Origin of the sequence: Halomicronema sp. CCY15110 (assembly GCF_016888165.1) — a bacterium.
Taxonomy (GTDB): Bacteria; Cyanobacteriota; Cyanobacteriia; order Phormidesmidales; family Phormidesmidaceae; genus Halomicronema.
In genome coordinates this window covers 15997-31587 of sequence record NZ_JACSWC010000366.1, presented here as the reverse complement: position 1 = coordinate 31587, position 15591 = coordinate 15997, and the positions used below count along the sequence as shown (strand labels likewise).

The window sequence follows — 15591 nt, the reverse complement described above, 5'->3', positions numbered from 1 at the left end:
ATCGTGATTAAACTGACATCGATGGGTCAAAAAACGATCGGTCAAAAAACGGTTGCCATCCCATCTTACGACTCGCGCTTGGGTATTGCTGAAACCACAACTGTGAGGTCACGGAGACAACGTACATAGGGCAAAAAGCATGGAATAGGGATCAAATAACATCCAAATTTCTTGTTTTTTAGGGTAGGCATCTTACCTGCTTTGGGATAGCCAGATGGTTCTCCCAACTTATTCAATTCCCATTTTTTTCTTTTGTGATTGCCATAATTGTCGCTTGGGGTGACTCTATTACAGTCTCAGACTCCTGACCGATACTACTTCTCTCTGAGGTGGGAAATTGCTTCCATCTTTGGATAGAGATTTGATCGACGCTTCAGGTAACTGTTGAACCTGGGCCGGACTCAATCCGTCAGATCTGCCGGGATTGGGACTGGGCACGTCGAGTCGATTTCTACTGTGTTGCCTGAGCGACGGACGATCGCGGCCACACAGTCCTCGTCTTCTACCTCATCGGTGGCGATCGCGTCAGCATCGGCTTCACTGGTTAGCGCGTCGTCGTCCTCATAGTCAGGCGTGAGATTTGACAACCTTTCAAAACTTCTGGCTTCAACATCAATACCTCGCACTCCCGCTTCAGTGCCCGGTGTCCCAGGAATATTCCCGGCAGGCCCACCACTTTCAGGCGCTTCTGGTAGTGGCACAAACGGCTGATTTTGAAATGACGTGACCAGGGTGGCGTCGCCCTGCCCCCGCAGAATTGCGCCAATGGTGCCGCTGGCCTCAGCGGGAAAAGTCCCCGGTGGAAACAGCGTCGTGAAGCCCGTGAAGCTAGCATCTGGTATCCCCGGATCGATATCAATGGTGTGGTCGTCGTTCGGCCCTGATACAAACTGGATGTTGGGAAATGCGCCAGAGCCGGTAATGGTAATATTGCCGTCGCTAAAATTTCTCGCGGCAGACCCCCCATGACGAATGACGATGTTGCCCGGCTGTCCACCCCCCGGATTGACGCCAATACTGGTGGGAAACGTGATGAACACTTGATCGGCTGTATCCACTAGCCCCGCATCAATGAGCGGTTGGGGATTGCCCCGCATCAGAAAGTCAATCAAGGCGGCATCATCGGTGGAATTGAGGGTGATGCGCACAAAAGAGTCAAAGGTGTCGCGAGCTTGAAAGCGCCGTGCGGCATCAATTTCTAAGCCGCCGCCGCCCGCTGTGATGGTGTCAACAATAATGTCGCCACTGGTCGCCGTGAGTGCCACCCGGCTGTCGTTGAGAAAGCCACCGCCCGCCCGAATGCGCCCCGTTTGGATTTGGCTACCAGTGATGGTGACATCACCGCTGCCGCCGCCGCCTAGAGCATCGCCCAGAGTGTTGATGCCGCTAATGGCGATCGCCCCACTCGCATTTAGCGTCACGTTGCCGCCAAAACTGCCCACTTCTGAGGTATCGAGGGTGCCGACGGTAATGGTAGCGGCGTTGATCGTCAGGTTGCGTCGGGGAGCCACTATCGCATCATTGGGATCCACAAACCGAAATTCGTTCCCCGCTTCGAAGGTAATTGAGCCGGGCGTGACGGGATCAGAATTGAACGTCAGGGCATTATCCGCCAAATCGCCCAGGGTAATGTTGTTGGTGGCGCGCAGGATAACGTTGACATTGCCCGCTGTGTTTTCTAGCTCCGATTCATAAATGGTGGTGGGGGTAGCGGCTGCCGCCAACACATCTAGCGGACTGAGATTAAGGGGATTGACATCGGGCGTGTCGTCGCCGTCATTGGTGCCGTTGAGAATGTTGATGTCAGTCGGATCGAGGAGTAGGGTGCCCGCTGCGCCGTTGGGGGCGATCGCCCTCACCGTGCCGCGATAGATTAGCGTCTCCGCGCCGGAGACTTCGACAAAGCCGCCATCGCCGCTGTTAACACCGCCGTTCGCCCTGATGTCGCCGTAAAATGCCGTCGTGCCATTGGCCCAGAAAATGACTTGGCCGCCGTCGCCACTGCCGCCAGCATCAGCGGTGATTTGGCTCTCGGCATCGACATAGGTGAGGGTGGCACCGGGCAGGGTCGGTTGTCCTTGGTAGTCGCCGCCGACGCGCACCGTACCCCCGCCCGTCGCGCTGTCAGCGGTTACGGTAGCGTTGAGCAAAGCCACGCGATCGCCCACCACCGCAATACTCCCGCCTTGAGAGCCCGAGACATTGACGGTACCACTCGCGATCGCACTTCCCGCCGTCGGGGGCAACACGGTCATGCTGCCAGTCAACGCTACCGTGCCGTCCGGTTGCACCGTCAGCCCAGTCGCCATATCAGCGGGAGCGCCCGTGAGTAAAGCGGGTAAGGTCAGCGGCGTCATCGTCCTCCCATCGGCGATCGCCCCTGTTGGCAGCGTTGCAATCTCCAAATTCAGCACCATGTCAGGATGGCTGAGGCGCACCAGACCCGCCTCGGGTATGGCGGCGATCGTGATTTCGCCCCCCGGAGCCGTGAGGGAACCCGTGGTAATCACTTGTCCGCCAATCAGGGCGATCGCTTCCCCCGTGGCCACGGCTAAATCAGCGACGTTCACGATTGCCCCAGCCTCGTCCACCGCAAAGACAAACCCCGTAGGCATCCCGGATATCTGGCTAAAGTCATCATCGTCCAGCACATTAAATAACTCGCCATCAAACAGCACGCCAGTGGCAGTCGTCGCCGCTAGGGCACCGGGCAGATCGAGCTGGGCATTTGGGCCAAACAAAATTCCCGCTGGGTTGATGAGGTATAAATCCGCCGCCCCGCCCGTCACACGCAATAGCCCGTCAATGTAAGAGGCGTCGCCGCCTACCACACTGCTCAAAATTGAATGCACTTCGGGCTGGGCGAGAAAGGTCGCAATTTGCCCCTGGGATAAGCCCAACTGCTCAAACGCATGGAAGAGGGCTTGCCCATCCGCCGAGTGAACCCCGCCAGTGATGGTGAATTCAGACCCGGTTTGCTGCACCTGGGTGGGCGTCCCTGCCTGGGGCACAATCGGGTTAGCCTGGGCCGCCTGGAACGTTAACAGCCCCCCATTGGTGCCGAGGGCAAGCACCGCCAGCCATCGCCAAAGTTTCATGATGGTTCTCCAGAGAAAGTGGATACCGATATCGATTCACTACACCCTGAGTTCACTCAGTTCGGGAACCCGCACTCATTACGCAGTTGTAGAGGGTACCCGCAAAGCTCTAAATTGGCACTCGGAGCGTGAGAGTGCTAATCCACAAAGACCCGATTCAGTCAGTCTTTGTTCTAGGCAAGCACAAATTCACCTCAGTGTTAGCGATTCTGGAGAATTTGTAATGGCAGCTATTACTTTGAGTGCGTCCAGCGTGACTCCCCTGGGCGATCGCGTTTTGGTTAAGGTCAGCGCTTCTGAAGAGACCACAGCAGGCGGCATCCTCTTGCCCGACACTGCTAAAGAAAAGCCTCAAGTGGGTGAAATTGCCGCTGTTGGCCCTGGCAAGCGCAATGAAGACGGTAGTCGTCAGGCCCCTGAAGTGGAGGCTGGTGCCAAGGTGCTGTACTCCAAGTATGCGGGTACTGATCTCAAGCTGGGCGGTGACGAATATGTCCTGCTCTCTGAGAAAGATATCTTGGCGACTTTGGGCTAAGCAACAAGAGCATTAGGCAGCAGGTAAATGCCTGGAATCCTGCCAAAGCTTCAATTTTCATAGATTCACATCTGTTCGCAGGAAAGGATTTCAATAATGGCAAAACGCATCATTTATAACGAAGACGCTCGCCGTGCTCTTGAGAAAGGCATGGATATGCTGGCTGAGGCCGTTGGCGTCACTTTAGGCCCCAAGGGCCGCAACGTCGTCCTTGAGAAAAAGTTTGGGGCACCGCAAATCGTCAATGACGGTGTCACCATCGCCAAAGAAATTGAATTGGAAGACAACGTCGAAAACACGGGCGTTGCGTTGATTCGCCAAGCGGCTTCCAAAACCAACGACGCGGCTGGTGACGGTACCACCACTGCCACCGTCTTGGCTCACGCCATGGTGAAAGAAGGGCTGCGCAACGTGGCGGCGGGTGCGAATGCGATCGCGCTCAAGCGTGGCGTTGAGAAAGCGACTGCTTACCTGATCGATGAAATCGCCAAGCTCGCTAAACCCGTCAAAGACTCCAGCGCCATCAGCCAAGTGGGGACCATCTCCGCTGGTAACGATGAAGAAGTCGGCAACATGATTGCTGAAGCCATGGACAAAGTGGGGCGCGAAGGCGTCATCTCCTTGGAAGAAGGCAAGTCCATGACGACCGAACTGGAAGTCACTGAAGGGATGCGCTTCGACAAAGGTTACATTTCTCCCTACTTCGCCACTGACACTGAGCGCATGGAAGCCGTCCTCGACGAGCCTTACATTCTGCTCACTGACAAGAAGATCACCCTGATCCAAGACTTGGTTCCCGTCCTTGAGCAAGTCGCTCGCGCGGGCAAGCCTTTGATGATCATCGCCGAAGACATCGAGAAAGAAGCCCTCGCTACGCTCGTGGTGAACCGTCTGCGCGGTGTGCTGAACGTCGCTGCTGTGAAGGCACCGGGGTTTGGCGATCGCCGTAAGGCCATGCTCGAAGATATGGCTGTCCTCACGGGCGGTCAGGTGATCAGCGAAGACACTGGCCTTAAGCTGGAGAGCACCAAGCTCGACATGCTGGGCACCTCTCGCCGCATCACCATTACCAAGGACAACACCACCCTCGTGGCCGAAGGTAACGAAGCAGCCGTGAAGGCCCGTTGTGAGCAAATTCGTCGTCAAATCGAAGAGTCCGATTCTTCCTACGACAAAGAGAAGCTGCAAGAGCGCTTGGCGAAGCTCTCCGGCGGTGTGGCCGTCATCAAGGTCGGTGCTGCCACCGAAACTGAGATGAAGGACCGCAAGCTGCGCTTGGAAGATGCCATCAACGCGACCAAGGCCGCTGTAGAAGAAGGGATCGTTCCTGGTGGCGGTACGACTCTGGCTCACCTCGCGCCCCAGTTAGAAGCTTGGTCAGCTAGCAACCTGACGGGTGAAGAGCTGATTGGTGCCCAAATCGTGACCCGCGCCCTCACGGCTCCGCTGAAGCGGATTGCTGAGAATGCTGGCCAGAATGGTGCCGTCATTGCTGAGCGTGTCAAAGAGAAAGAGTTCAACGTGGGCTACAACGCTTCCAACGGTGAGTTTGTAGACATGATTGCCGCCGGTATCGTTGACCCGGCGAAGGTGACTCGTTCGGCGCTGCAAAATGCGGCTTCCATTGCCGGTATGGTGCTCACCACCGAGTGCATCGTCGTTGATCAGCCCGAGAAAAACGGTGCTGGTGCTGGCGCTGGCGCTGGCATGGGCGGCGACTTCGACTACTAAGTCATTAAATTAACTTGCCTCAAGCAGGTTAATAAACTCTGGCTAAACCGCTGCTCTCATTCAAGGGAGCGGCGGTTTTTTGCTGCAGTACCCGTCTGTCCATAACGCGGCTGCGTCAACCCTAAACGCCGAAAAGTTGTGCGGTTTTAGGGGACGGTTCCCTGCCGGTTTAACCAATACCAGTAGAAATCTTTTCAAGGGAACCGTCCCCTAATTGGCTGATGTTTAGGGCTCATCTTGCTGGCGTTGTCGGAGGCGTATATCTTGCCAGGTGTTGCCGATGCCTTTGGCGATGCCGCGCCCGATCAGGCCGATGCCGCGCCCGATGACTTCGGTGAGCACGAAGACGACGGTGCTGCCCGCCAGGGAAATGGCGGCTCGCACGCGGGGGGCGATCGCATCTCGGGCTTCTAGCGCAAAGGTCAGGGCATATTGTAGGCCCGATAGTGATTCCAGTTCCGTTTGGCGGGGGGCGTAAATCGTGTGGGTTTGCAGGCCATTGGGAGTCATGGCAAAGAGCCGATATTCGCTTTCAAACATGGCTTTGGGCTCGTTGACCAGTTCATCCCAGCGGTAGCGCCACGACAGCTCATTACGAAAGCGGGTAATGTCGCGGGTTGATATCACCCGCCGCTGATACAGGCTGCGCTTCAATGTTTCCACATCGGGATAGTGGTTGAGCACGGGCTGCATAACGGCACAGGCCACTTGAATTAACAGATTTTCCAGCAGAAATTGGCTGCGGCGCAGGGCTTCGGGGGTGGTGGCCATGTAGGATGCACCGGCGATTTCAATCGGTGCTTGGAATAAGAGATGGGCCAGCAGCGGGGTGACAGCGGGAATCTTGGTGAGAATGGCGGTGTGCACGATCGCCTCATCCTGTTGCAGCACGACGACCATCGGCTGCTCAATGCCGTCGGCGGCGGGGGTGTAGTAGCGCCCAAAAAAATCTACGGTGACGTTATTCCACAGGTCGCGGAGCAGGGTGGTGTATTGATCTTCGAGTTGTCCGGGCAGGATATTGGCCTGCAGCAAATCATCCAGTAAGGTCTCGAACGATCGCAGCACGGTGTACAGCAGTTCCCGCGTCTTATCAGGTCGCAAGATGTCGATTTCTAGCGGTACATCGCTGCGGTTATCGAGGGGAAACTGAAGTTTGAGAAAAACCGCTTCGCAAACCCGCGATCGCACGTCGCCCAGGGGGACCGGCACGAGGGGGCGCTGTCGGGCGATCGCCCGACAGGCCGCATCCGCCAGGGCCGCCGGGGAGATGAAAGAGTCGCGCGCGCCATTGGGCACCGCTCCCCCCGGGGGAAATGGCACGGGTTGGGACGAGCTGGGGATCGGGCTCGAGACCGGTAAAATCCGCTGCACCAGCCAGCGCGCCGCTCGCAGTTCGCGGTATTTGCCCGCGAGCACCAGCCGATACCAATAGGACAATTGGTCTTGGGCGAGCTGCTCAATATCGGTCATGGCGGCGTCAATCTGTGCCACTGAGGTGCGATTGAGATACGCGATCGGGCCTTCTAAGGCTTGGGGCAAGACAATGTCGCTGGCGGTTTCCGGAGCGGCTTCTGGGGCCGGTCGCGCCGTTTGTTCGATCAGTCGCGCTAGTTCTCGCACGGGCAGGCCCCGCGCGCCAAAGCCATCGGCCCCCATTTGCTGGGCGGCTGCTTGCAAAACGGGCTCCGTTTGCCCACTCAAAATCAAGACCCCCAAAGCCGGCAACTGTTGTTTGATCTCACTGCACAGTTGCAGTCCCAGCAGTTGATCAGGCTGACCTTGGCCTAAGCCCAAATCAATGACCACTAAATCGACAGCGGGGGACTGGTCACTGATGCCAGCGTCCGTTTCACTGAGCGTGGCGGCGGCTTGTAATTCCCTCAGGGTGGTGAGAGCGCTGTCATTATCTGATGCTTCCCCCACGACGATAAAGTCTGCCCGCTGCTCTAGCCAAATCTTCAACCCCAGCCGAAAGACGGGATCTTCGTCTACAAGAAATAGATGGAGGGGAGACGCGGTCATACCGTTTGATGATGGCTAGTTGCCAATTGGGGGTGGGGGTGGCTGGGTGATGGGTTCACCGTTGGGAGCATTCCCGGGGGTATTAAAGGTCTCGGGCGGGTCGGCTTCGGCTGCCGCTTCGGCTGCCGCTTCTTCCGCTTCTAGCTGCCAAATATAAGCCCTCTCAGCTTCCCATAATTCAATCGCGTTTTGGGCATCGCCATAGAGCGCCCGACCTGGGGCAATTTGGGCGGCGCGGTCAATGGCGGCGGTGAGGGAACCGCTGTAAGCCAACGATTTGGCTTTTTCGAGGATGGGGCTATCTTCTTCGATCTGAATGGTGCGCGTCCAATCTTTGATCATGGCCTGAGCCTGCCCGTGCAGTGCCCGATCGCCTTGAATTTGTTCGGCCACAGCGATCGCCTCGCGCAGCTTGTCTTCGCCGGCGAGTTGATTCGCTTGGGTCAAAATCGGCTGATCTTGAATGATTTCAATCTGGTCGAGCCAGTCGGCAATCAGGGTTTGGGCATCAATGCGTAGGGCACGACCCAGGGCGACATTACGGGCTTCGGCGATCGCCGACTCCAAAGCCGGAATCGTGGCCTTTTGCGCCAAGGCCCGTGCCCGCATCAAGAAGGGTCGGTCTTGAATGCGTTCAATTTCATCTTGCCAGTGGGCAATCAAGGTTTGTGCCTGCAAGCGTCGGGGGCGCTCTAATTCCACCTGCCAGGCGAGGTCAGTGGCATAGTCATAGGCCCATCCCTGGCGCAGACTCGCGACATTATTGGCAAATTGCAGCTTCTGCAAGTCTTCGAGTTCGGCTTGCCAAGCGGCCATCGACGCCTGAGCCGTCTCGTAAAAGCTACTCTTTTCAGGAATTCGTTCGGCGGCGCGAATTGCCTCCATTAACTGGAAAAGTTGCAAATAGCCGGGACTGTCTTGTTGGGCCTGCTGAGCCAAGCGAGTCGCATGGCTAAACTGGATCAAGTCTTGGGCTTCGGGGGCGAGGGTCGGGTCGGGGGGCACTTTCTGTACGGCGGCGATCGCCCCTTCCACATCGCCCAGTTCCCAGCGCTGAAAGCTATACAACAAGAGGTTTTGGCTCCAACGATCCACCTCTTCCTGAGCTTCATGCCAGGCCTGACTGGTGAGATTGATACGCTGGGCGATGACGAGCGCTTGCCCCAAATTGTCGGGATTGCCGGTATTCGCCAATCCCCGTGCTTGCTCCAGTTGCGACCAGGCGGTGGCTTCCAGTTGTTTGGCCTGCTGCAATTCGCTGTGGCGCGTACCCACCCAATAGTCACTGGACAAGAGCTTGAGCCGCCGCAGAGCGTTGTCAGCTGCCCCCCAATCGCGCGCGGCAATGGCCTGATCAATGGAATTTTCCAGCTCCTGACCCTGCTTCCATTCTTGCTGCCAGTCCCAAATCTTGCTTTGGGCGGTGTCGCGTAAGGGGGTGTCCAGGGGAATCTGCTCGGCCCACTCGGTGGCCGTTGCCAGGTCGCCTTCGTGCATTTTTTGCGTCGCTTTATCCAGTAGCCGCTCGGATGACTCCACGAGTACAGGCTGGGTTTCGGTATAAAACGGATGAGTGGGCGTGTAATGAGCCGCTAGCTGTACGGCTTGAATCAAACTTTTGGCACTGCCTACCCGCAGGGCCGATTGGGCGCAAATGAGGCGATCGCCATCCGCACTGGCGGCGGTGACCTCATCGCAATCGGGCAGGGGTGGAATGCGGGTCAGCCAGGCCAGTGCCCACAGGCCCAAAATGCCCGACCCCACCATGAGACCACTCCAAAACAGGGGCCAAAACCACCCCAGCGGCAGGCGAACTTTAGTCTGAGGACGACCGAGGGTCGATTGAGGCTGAACAGACGATCGCGCCATAACAAATGTGAGAGTCCGCAACAGACGTGTACAAAGGCTCGGCGACACCAGCGCCAGAGACCAGATTGCGCCCCCTATCGACCGCAGAGAGACACCATTCCTATCCTAGAGACGAGCAACAGTCACCCTGATCAGCAATGACTCGTCAACTTGACCCCGCGAATGTGCTGATATTGTAGAAGTAAATCCACAAGTTGAACGCTGGGTTGTGTAAACTCTTTAACTTCATTACTGAGATAGGTCAGAAACAGCATGAGCAGAGTGGGCAAACGGGCGATCGCGGCAATGAGCTTGGCCCCGCTCGCGATTTGGGGCAGTGCCGTGGCTGGCGTTGCCAATACGCTTAACCCGGTACAGCAATTGCTCATCACGCAGCAGTGTAATGGCTGTGATCTGTCTGGGGCAACGCTGTCGGGTATGCAACTCGCCGGGGTCAGCCTAGAACGAGCCAATCTGCAAAATGCGGATCTCCAGTCAGCGGTCTTACGCAGCGCTCAGTTCCAAGGAGCCGACCTGACAGGCGCTAATTTGCAGAGCGCGGTGTTGACCCAGGCCAACTTAACGGCGGCAACGTTGGTGGAAAGTAATTTATCGGCGGCGCGTCTGACTTTCGCGGATCTGACGCAAGCTGATTTGCGGGGCGCGGATCTGACTGGCGCGATCGCCCCTGAGGCCAATTTCACCGCAGCTCAATTTGGGGCTGCCGATCTCTCAGCCGCCAATCTGATCAAAGCGAGTTTTACTACTGCCAATCTCGCTGCCGCCAACTTGCAAGGGGCAGACCTCACCGAAGCCTATATTTTGCGGGCTGATTTGAGTAATGCCAATTTACAGGGGGTGGATTTATCGCGATCGCGTTTGGTTAGAAGTAGTTTTAACGGAGCAGACCTGACCGATGCTAACCTGCGCCGCGCCACCATCAGCCGCGCCACCTTTGAGGACGCGACGTTTTGCCGTACCATCATGCCCGATGGGAGTCAAAATGATACCGACTGTTCCCCTGAGTAATCTCCCCATCTCCATTCGACTGGCAGAGGTGTCCAGCCTTGCCGTTTGTGGGCTTGCAGGGGGAGGCGCGATCGTCAAAAAGTGAGTCCTTAAAGTGAGGTCATCAATGTTCTTATCACTATCGCGATCCAAACAACTGAAAGGACTAGATATACCCCGTAGGTAAATTAGATAATGTCTCATCTTTTTCGGCCTAGTCAATCTAGAAAACTGGCTGCCAAAATCAAATCCCTAGCTCGCTTAAGCACCCATCCCATGAGTTTAAAGCGCAAGATTAAGGCATTATCTCAGCGTGTACTTCGGCGACCCCGTTATGCAACGACGACCCTGCAACAGCGAAGCTTATCCGACACATTTTCAGCCGCTTATCAAAATCTGACCGTTGATGGATTTTGGCAAATCTTAGATCCGGTGCTGACGACTCATCGCGCTCTCGTTCAGTCCGAAAATCCTCCAGTCATGAGTATTTTGACACCCACTTACAACTCTTCCCTCGATTGGTTTATTGAAACTGCATTGAGTGTGCTTCAGCAAACCTCTCATGATTGGGAGTGGTGTTTGGTGGACGATGGTTCTTCTGCCAACGACATTCGTACTGTCCTTGAACAACTTGCAGAGAAGCACCCCAGAATTCGAGTTATGTTTCAGTCTTCTGGTGGGATTAGTGCCGCCACAAATTGTGCTGTAGAAATGGCTCGTGGGCAATACGTATGCTTTCTTGACCATGACGATACGTTAGTGCCTCACGCCATCGAACGCTCTCTCCAAGAGTTAGAGAAGGGGTTTGATGCCGTCTATTCAGATGAAGACAAAATTGATGTTTCTGGCCAGTACTATGTTGAACCTTTCCTGAAACCAGACTGGTCTCCGGAATATTTGCGGGGGGTTATGTATGTAGGCCACCTGCTATGTGTCCAGAAACAACATGTCTTAGACATAGGTGGGTTGGATAGCCAATATGACGGCGTTCAGGATTACGAATTGGCGCTGCGTTTATCAGAACATTCCTTGCACATAGGGCATATTTCGGAGGTGCTCTATCATTGGCGCAAAATTCCAGGTAGCATAGCTGCTGATGTGCATGCCAAACCGAAAATTGAGCAGTTACAACAAGCTGCCGTTAATGCTCACTTAGCTCGCTTGGCATTACCGGCTACAGCTCAACAACTTGGTAATCACCGCATCCAACTCTTGCCCGAAGTCAAAGCTAATTATCCTCTAATTAGCATCATCATTCCAACGAAAGATGCACCCCATCATCTCGAACGCTGTCTCAGCAGTCTTTTTAGCATATCTACCTATCCCAACTTTGAAGTTGTGATTGTTGACAACGAAACGAGTGATCCGAGGGCGTTGCAGCTCATGCAAGAATACCCTGTCAAACGCCTATTATTTCCACATCCTTTTCACTATTCCAGAGCTAATAATTTGGGCAGCCAGTATGCTCAAGGCGATTACTTGATCTTCCTCAATAATGATACTGAAATAGTGTCTAAAGATTGGATGCAAAATCTGCTTTATTATGCCGAACAGCCTGATGTTGGTGCAGCTGGTGCGCTGCTGTTATACCCCAACCATACTGTCCAACATGCGGGAGTGGTCATGGGTATTAGAGGCACCGCTGATCACATTATGCGAGGATTTCCAATGGGCGCAGACGGCTATGCCGGCTCCCTTGTGTGTGCCCGTGAGGTCTCTGCTGTGACTGCTGCTTGCATGATGGTTACTAGTCAAGATTTTCAGGCAGTAGGAGGTTTTAGTGAGCATTATTTTCATCACTATCAAGATGCTGATCTCTGTCTCAAGCTCGTTTGTTTAGGAAAACGAAATATCGTTGTGCCGGGGGCGACTTTAATTCATCATGAATCGGCAACTCGCAAAGAGTATTATGATTTGGCTGATCGCTATTTATTATTGGATCAGTGGCAAGATTATATCGAGTCTGGCGATCCTTTTTATAATTCTGGTTTTGCGCTTGATCGTTTCGATTACACCATTAAGGCTGCGTAATGCAAAACATCTTATTTGTTCTGTATCACAACTTTAAGGCGAACAGCGCCATCCATGTTCATAATTTTGCTAATCAATTAACTGATTGTGGCCTTGACTGTGTCGTTGCTGTTCCTAGCCACAAGGAAACGGCTAATTCGTTAAGTAATAAAAATTATAAAACTATTGACTTTAGCGAAGTGAATTTGCTGAAAACAGTTTTTAGAAATGGCCAAGGTCCAGATATCGTCCACGCTTGGACACCGCGTGAAGTAGTTCGCATCTTTTGCGAAAAACTCAGAAAATTACATTCCTTTAAACTATTTATTCATTTAGAAGATAATGAAGAATTCATTCTTCAAAAAAATACCCAGCAGTCACTGAAAGAACTGTCAGAAATCGATGAGCGTCACTTTCCACATCACCTATCGCATCCCGTACGGTATCGAAAATTTCTAGACCGTGCCGACGGCATCACTATTATTGTTGACCGTTTACAGGCTTTTGTTCCTGCCCATGTACCCTACTTAGTTCTTTGGCCTGGTGTAGACAAAACGATTTTCTTTCCCCGCGATCGCGATCAAACTTTAGCTACAAAGCTCGGGATTCCGCTGAACTGTACCGTCCTGTGCTACACCGGCAATGTGCATGCAGCCAATGCGCGTGAGGTGAGAAGTCTCTATCTAGCGGTGGCTATGCTGAATCGTGAAGGCCACCCCACGATATTGATTCGAACTGGGCAAGACTTTCATGATTTTTTAGGGGCAGACGATAAGTGGGCGAAGAAATATACCATCGAGTTGGGATACGTAGAAAGTCATGCTGCGATCGCCGATATTCTTGCATTAGCCGATATTTTGATTCAACCTGGCAAAAAAGATGCTTTTAACGACTATCGACTCCCTTCTAAACTTCCTGAATTTTTGGCGATGGGTAAGCCAGTTGTGCTGCCTGAAACTAACATTGGACGCTTTACAAAATCTATGGAACAGGCGGTTTCGCTAACTAATGTAGACGCTCTCAATATAGTTGAAACTGTTAAACTTTTAATGGCCGATCCGGCTTTGCGGGAACGGTTAGGAGCGGGAGCTGTGGCTTTTGCCGATACGTATCTAGATTGGCCTACTAATGGGAGCAAGTTGCTGCACTTTTATCAGACGTATATTTGAAATACTCATCCTAGTGCAGGGTGATCGATCGCTTTTTGCATTAACTGTGTCAATGTTGAGACTTGCTCGAATTGCCCTAAACTCAATGGGCTTTGTCTGAACTTACCGCCGAATCAGGACAGTAAAGGCGCTTTGTGGATGTGATAGGATCTAAATCAACTATTAACTGGCAGCGGTGTTGATGACGCCCGGTTACAATCATTGATGGGGTCTAATGAACTTAAAAAAGTTGCTTCCAACTGCTAGAAAAATGAAGCAGGCAATTGGGTCATCAATGCCTGTGAAATTGCTGGATGAATCCTCCAAGCGCTTCTTGATCGAGCGATATAGTCATACAGAGTTTGCGGAACTGGACTATGCGTTGGTGCGCGACTTTTGCGATAGTGCTGCTCATCTGCCCCAAATTTGTTATTCAAACGGCGATCTCAAAAATGTTCAGCGGGCTTGGACAGTTAAGGCTATTTTAGGGACTCTTCCTCCGGGTAGTAAGCTCCTAGAAATTGGTGGTGGGGTGCCTTTAGCCGCCGGCATGTTAGCTGAACTTGGGTACGATGTGACAATCGTTGACCCCTATGAAGGTGCGGGTAATGGTCCCACAGAGTATGAAGCTTACCTGAAACAATTTCCCCACGTTAAGTTTGCCAGAAGCTATTTTAACGATGAGTTGCCAGGATATGCTGACGCTAGTTTTGACGGCATCTACTCCATTTCAGTGCTAGAACATATTCCGTTAGCAGATCTCGACAGTATTTATCGAGGTATTCAGAAGTTTTTGCGAAAGGACGGACATTCTGTTCACTGCCTAGATATTGTTGTGGACGGCGATAGAGCAGACGCCCATAAAGACATCTTGAAAAAGGTTTTCAATCTTCAGAAACAACTCATTTCAGGTCAATATTTACAGGCTGACTCTGATCGTATTTGTGATGAGATGCTTGGAAAACTGACTGGGGATTTGGAGACCTTTTATCTTTCTGCGGAGGGTCACAATTTGTGGCGAGGTAGTGTGCCCTATGAGAACTTTCCCTTTAGAAAAGTAATTTCAGCCCAAACATGTGTTTCCTATCTCAAAGGTTGAGAAAGCAACAGTATCTTTAGTGCGTGACTGCTGAAACCAGCCTGAGAAAGTTGTTGGCCTGATGTGTGACGACTGGAGACACGGTCACTGAAACTCAGGAAGCTGATGCTGATGTAGTTGAGTCATTATTCAAATCTCCTGTGCTTGAAAAGGATGCTGCCTCAAATATCTTCTTCATAGGTGTATCCCCCATTTGAAAATTTCCTGATGACTCAAAACGATCATTTTGTTCGTAAGTAAAATCTAGAACAAAAGATCGGAATGCTTACCGTAACGGGTTTGAAGGCTGGCTTTGTGCCCAGTTTAGTTTGTCAGGAAGGCTCGTCACTACAAGCCCACATAAAGCCAAATCGGGACAGCGTGAAAGCTACCCCGATTTCTCTACTACCTTTGGGGGAGAGCTAACATTACTCTCGTGCCGATCGCTGTTCTAGCCGATGCGTAGTAGTTCAACATCAAAGAGCAAGGTCGCATTGGGGGGAATTACGCCACCTGCCCCGCGAGCGCCATAGCCTAACTCGGGAGGAATTACGAGCTTGCGTTGACCGCCAACCCGCATAGTCATTACGCCTTCGTCCCACCCTTTGATCACTTGGCCCACCCCAATGCTGAAAGAGAAGGGGCGGTTGCGATCGCGGGAACTGTCAAATTTTGTGCCGTTTTCCAACGTGCCCGTGTAGTGAACGGTTACCCGTTGACCCTTCTGGGGCATCGCGCCGGTGCCTTCCACAATGTCTTCGTACTGCAATCCCGAATCAGTCGTCACCAAAGTTTCCTCAGCTTCCTCAGCGGTTTCGTCAGGGGTCGTTTCTGCTTCTTCGACCGTTAAATCTTCTGCGGCTTGGGCAATTTGCGTTTCGGCTACCATAGCGGCTTCTGTGTCGCCCACATTAGCGGCGATCGCCTCACCCTTGGGGCCAGTAAATTGCGCCACCAACAGCACCATACAAAAAGTCGCTAGTACTGCCAAACTGATTAAAATCTCTCGCACAAACCCTCTCCCGCAATCACAAATAGCAACACTGATTAGTCTACCGAGATTCGCCCTCCGTAGCTGAGGCATTTCATCTAAGTAGGGAGGCACCATTA

General features: G+C 53.2%; 10 protein-coding genes. 6 read left to right on the top strand and 4 right to left on the bottom strand.

Features of this window, described 5'->3' with window-relative positions; translation table 11 throughout:
• Positions 1–401: 401 nt before the first annotated feature.
• Positions 402–3098 (bottom strand): filamentous hemagglutinin N-terminal domain-containing protein, encoded by a 2697-nt coding sequence (locus JUK32_RS17380; protein ID WP_204140129.1) that lies wholly within the window; start codon positions 3096–3098, stop codon positions 402–404.
• A 223-nt stretch (positions 3099–3321) separates the two neighbouring features.
• On the opposite strand from JUK32_RS17380, the gene groES reads away from it, so the two are divergent.
• Positions 3322–3633 carry a co-chaperone GroES gene (gene groES / locus JUK32_RS17375; protein ID WP_204140128.1) on the top strand — a complete coding sequence of 104 codons (312 nt, stop codon included), beginning with the start codon at positions 3322–3324 and terminating at the stop codon, positions 3631–3633.
• Between the two features lie 96 nt (positions 3634–3729).
• Positions 3730–5364, top strand: a complete 1635-nt coding sequence (groL, locus tag JUK32_RS17370) for a chaperonin GroEL (RefSeq protein ID WP_204140127.1) — start codon at positions 3730–3732, stop codon at positions 5362–5364.
• 225 nt (positions 5365–5589) lie between these two features.
• Here groL and JUK32_RS17365 read toward each other — a convergent pair whose 3' ends face one another.
• Complete coding sequence (locus tag JUK32_RS17365; protein WP_204140126.1) at positions 5590–7389, bottom strand: DUF3685 domain-containing protein; 1800 nt, start codon at positions 7387–7389, stop codon at positions 5590–5592.
• A gap of 15 nt (positions 7390–7404) precedes the next feature.
• A complete protein-coding gene (locus tag JUK32_RS17360) occupies positions 7405–9258 on the bottom strand; it encodes a hypothetical protein (RefSeq protein WP_204140125.1) in 1854 nt (617 codons plus the stop codon).
• 252 nt (positions 9259–9510) lie between these two features.
• Here JUK32_RS17360 and JUK32_RS17355 point away from each other — a divergent pair, with 252 nt between their 5' ends.
• The 4 genes from JUK32_RS17355 to JUK32_RS17340 all read left to right on the top strand — a co-directional run bounded on the left by JUK32_RS17355 (position 9511) and on the right by JUK32_RS17340 (position 14502).
• Positions 9511–10266: a pentapeptide repeat-containing protein gene (locus tag JUK32_RS17355; protein WP_204140124.1), complete on the top strand. Its 756-nt coding sequence runs from the start codon at positions 9511–9513 to the stop codon at positions 10264–10266.
• A 255-nt stretch (positions 10267–10521) separates the two neighbouring features.
• Entirely contained in the window at positions 10522–12276 is a 1755-nt protein-coding gene (locus JUK32_RS17350) for a glycosyltransferase family 2 protein (protein ID WP_204140123.1), read from the top strand.
• A complete protein-coding gene (locus JUK32_RS17345; protein ID WP_204140122.1) occupies positions 12276–13424 on the top strand; it encodes a hypothetical protein in 1149 nt (382 codons plus the stop codon). The genes JUK32_RS17350 and JUK32_RS17345 overlap by 1 nt, the downstream gene beginning before the upstream one ends.
• 214 nt (positions 13425–13638) lie before the next feature.
• Positions 13639–14502 (top strand): bifunctional 2-polyprenyl-6-hydroxyphenol methylase/3-demethylubiquinol 3-O-methyltransferase UbiG, encoded by an 864-nt coding sequence (locus JUK32_RS17340; protein ID WP_204140121.1) that lies wholly within the window; start codon positions 13639–13641, stop codon positions 14500–14502.
• Between the two features lie 430 nt (positions 14503–14932).
• Here JUK32_RS17340 and JUK32_RS17335 read toward each other — a convergent pair whose 3' ends face one another.
• Positions 14933–15493, bottom strand: a complete 561-nt coding sequence (locus JUK32_RS17335; protein ID WP_204140120.1) for an FKBP-type peptidyl-prolyl cis-trans isomerase — start codon at positions 15491–15493, stop codon at positions 14933–14935.
• Between the last annotated feature and the right edge of the window lie 98 nt (positions 15494–15591).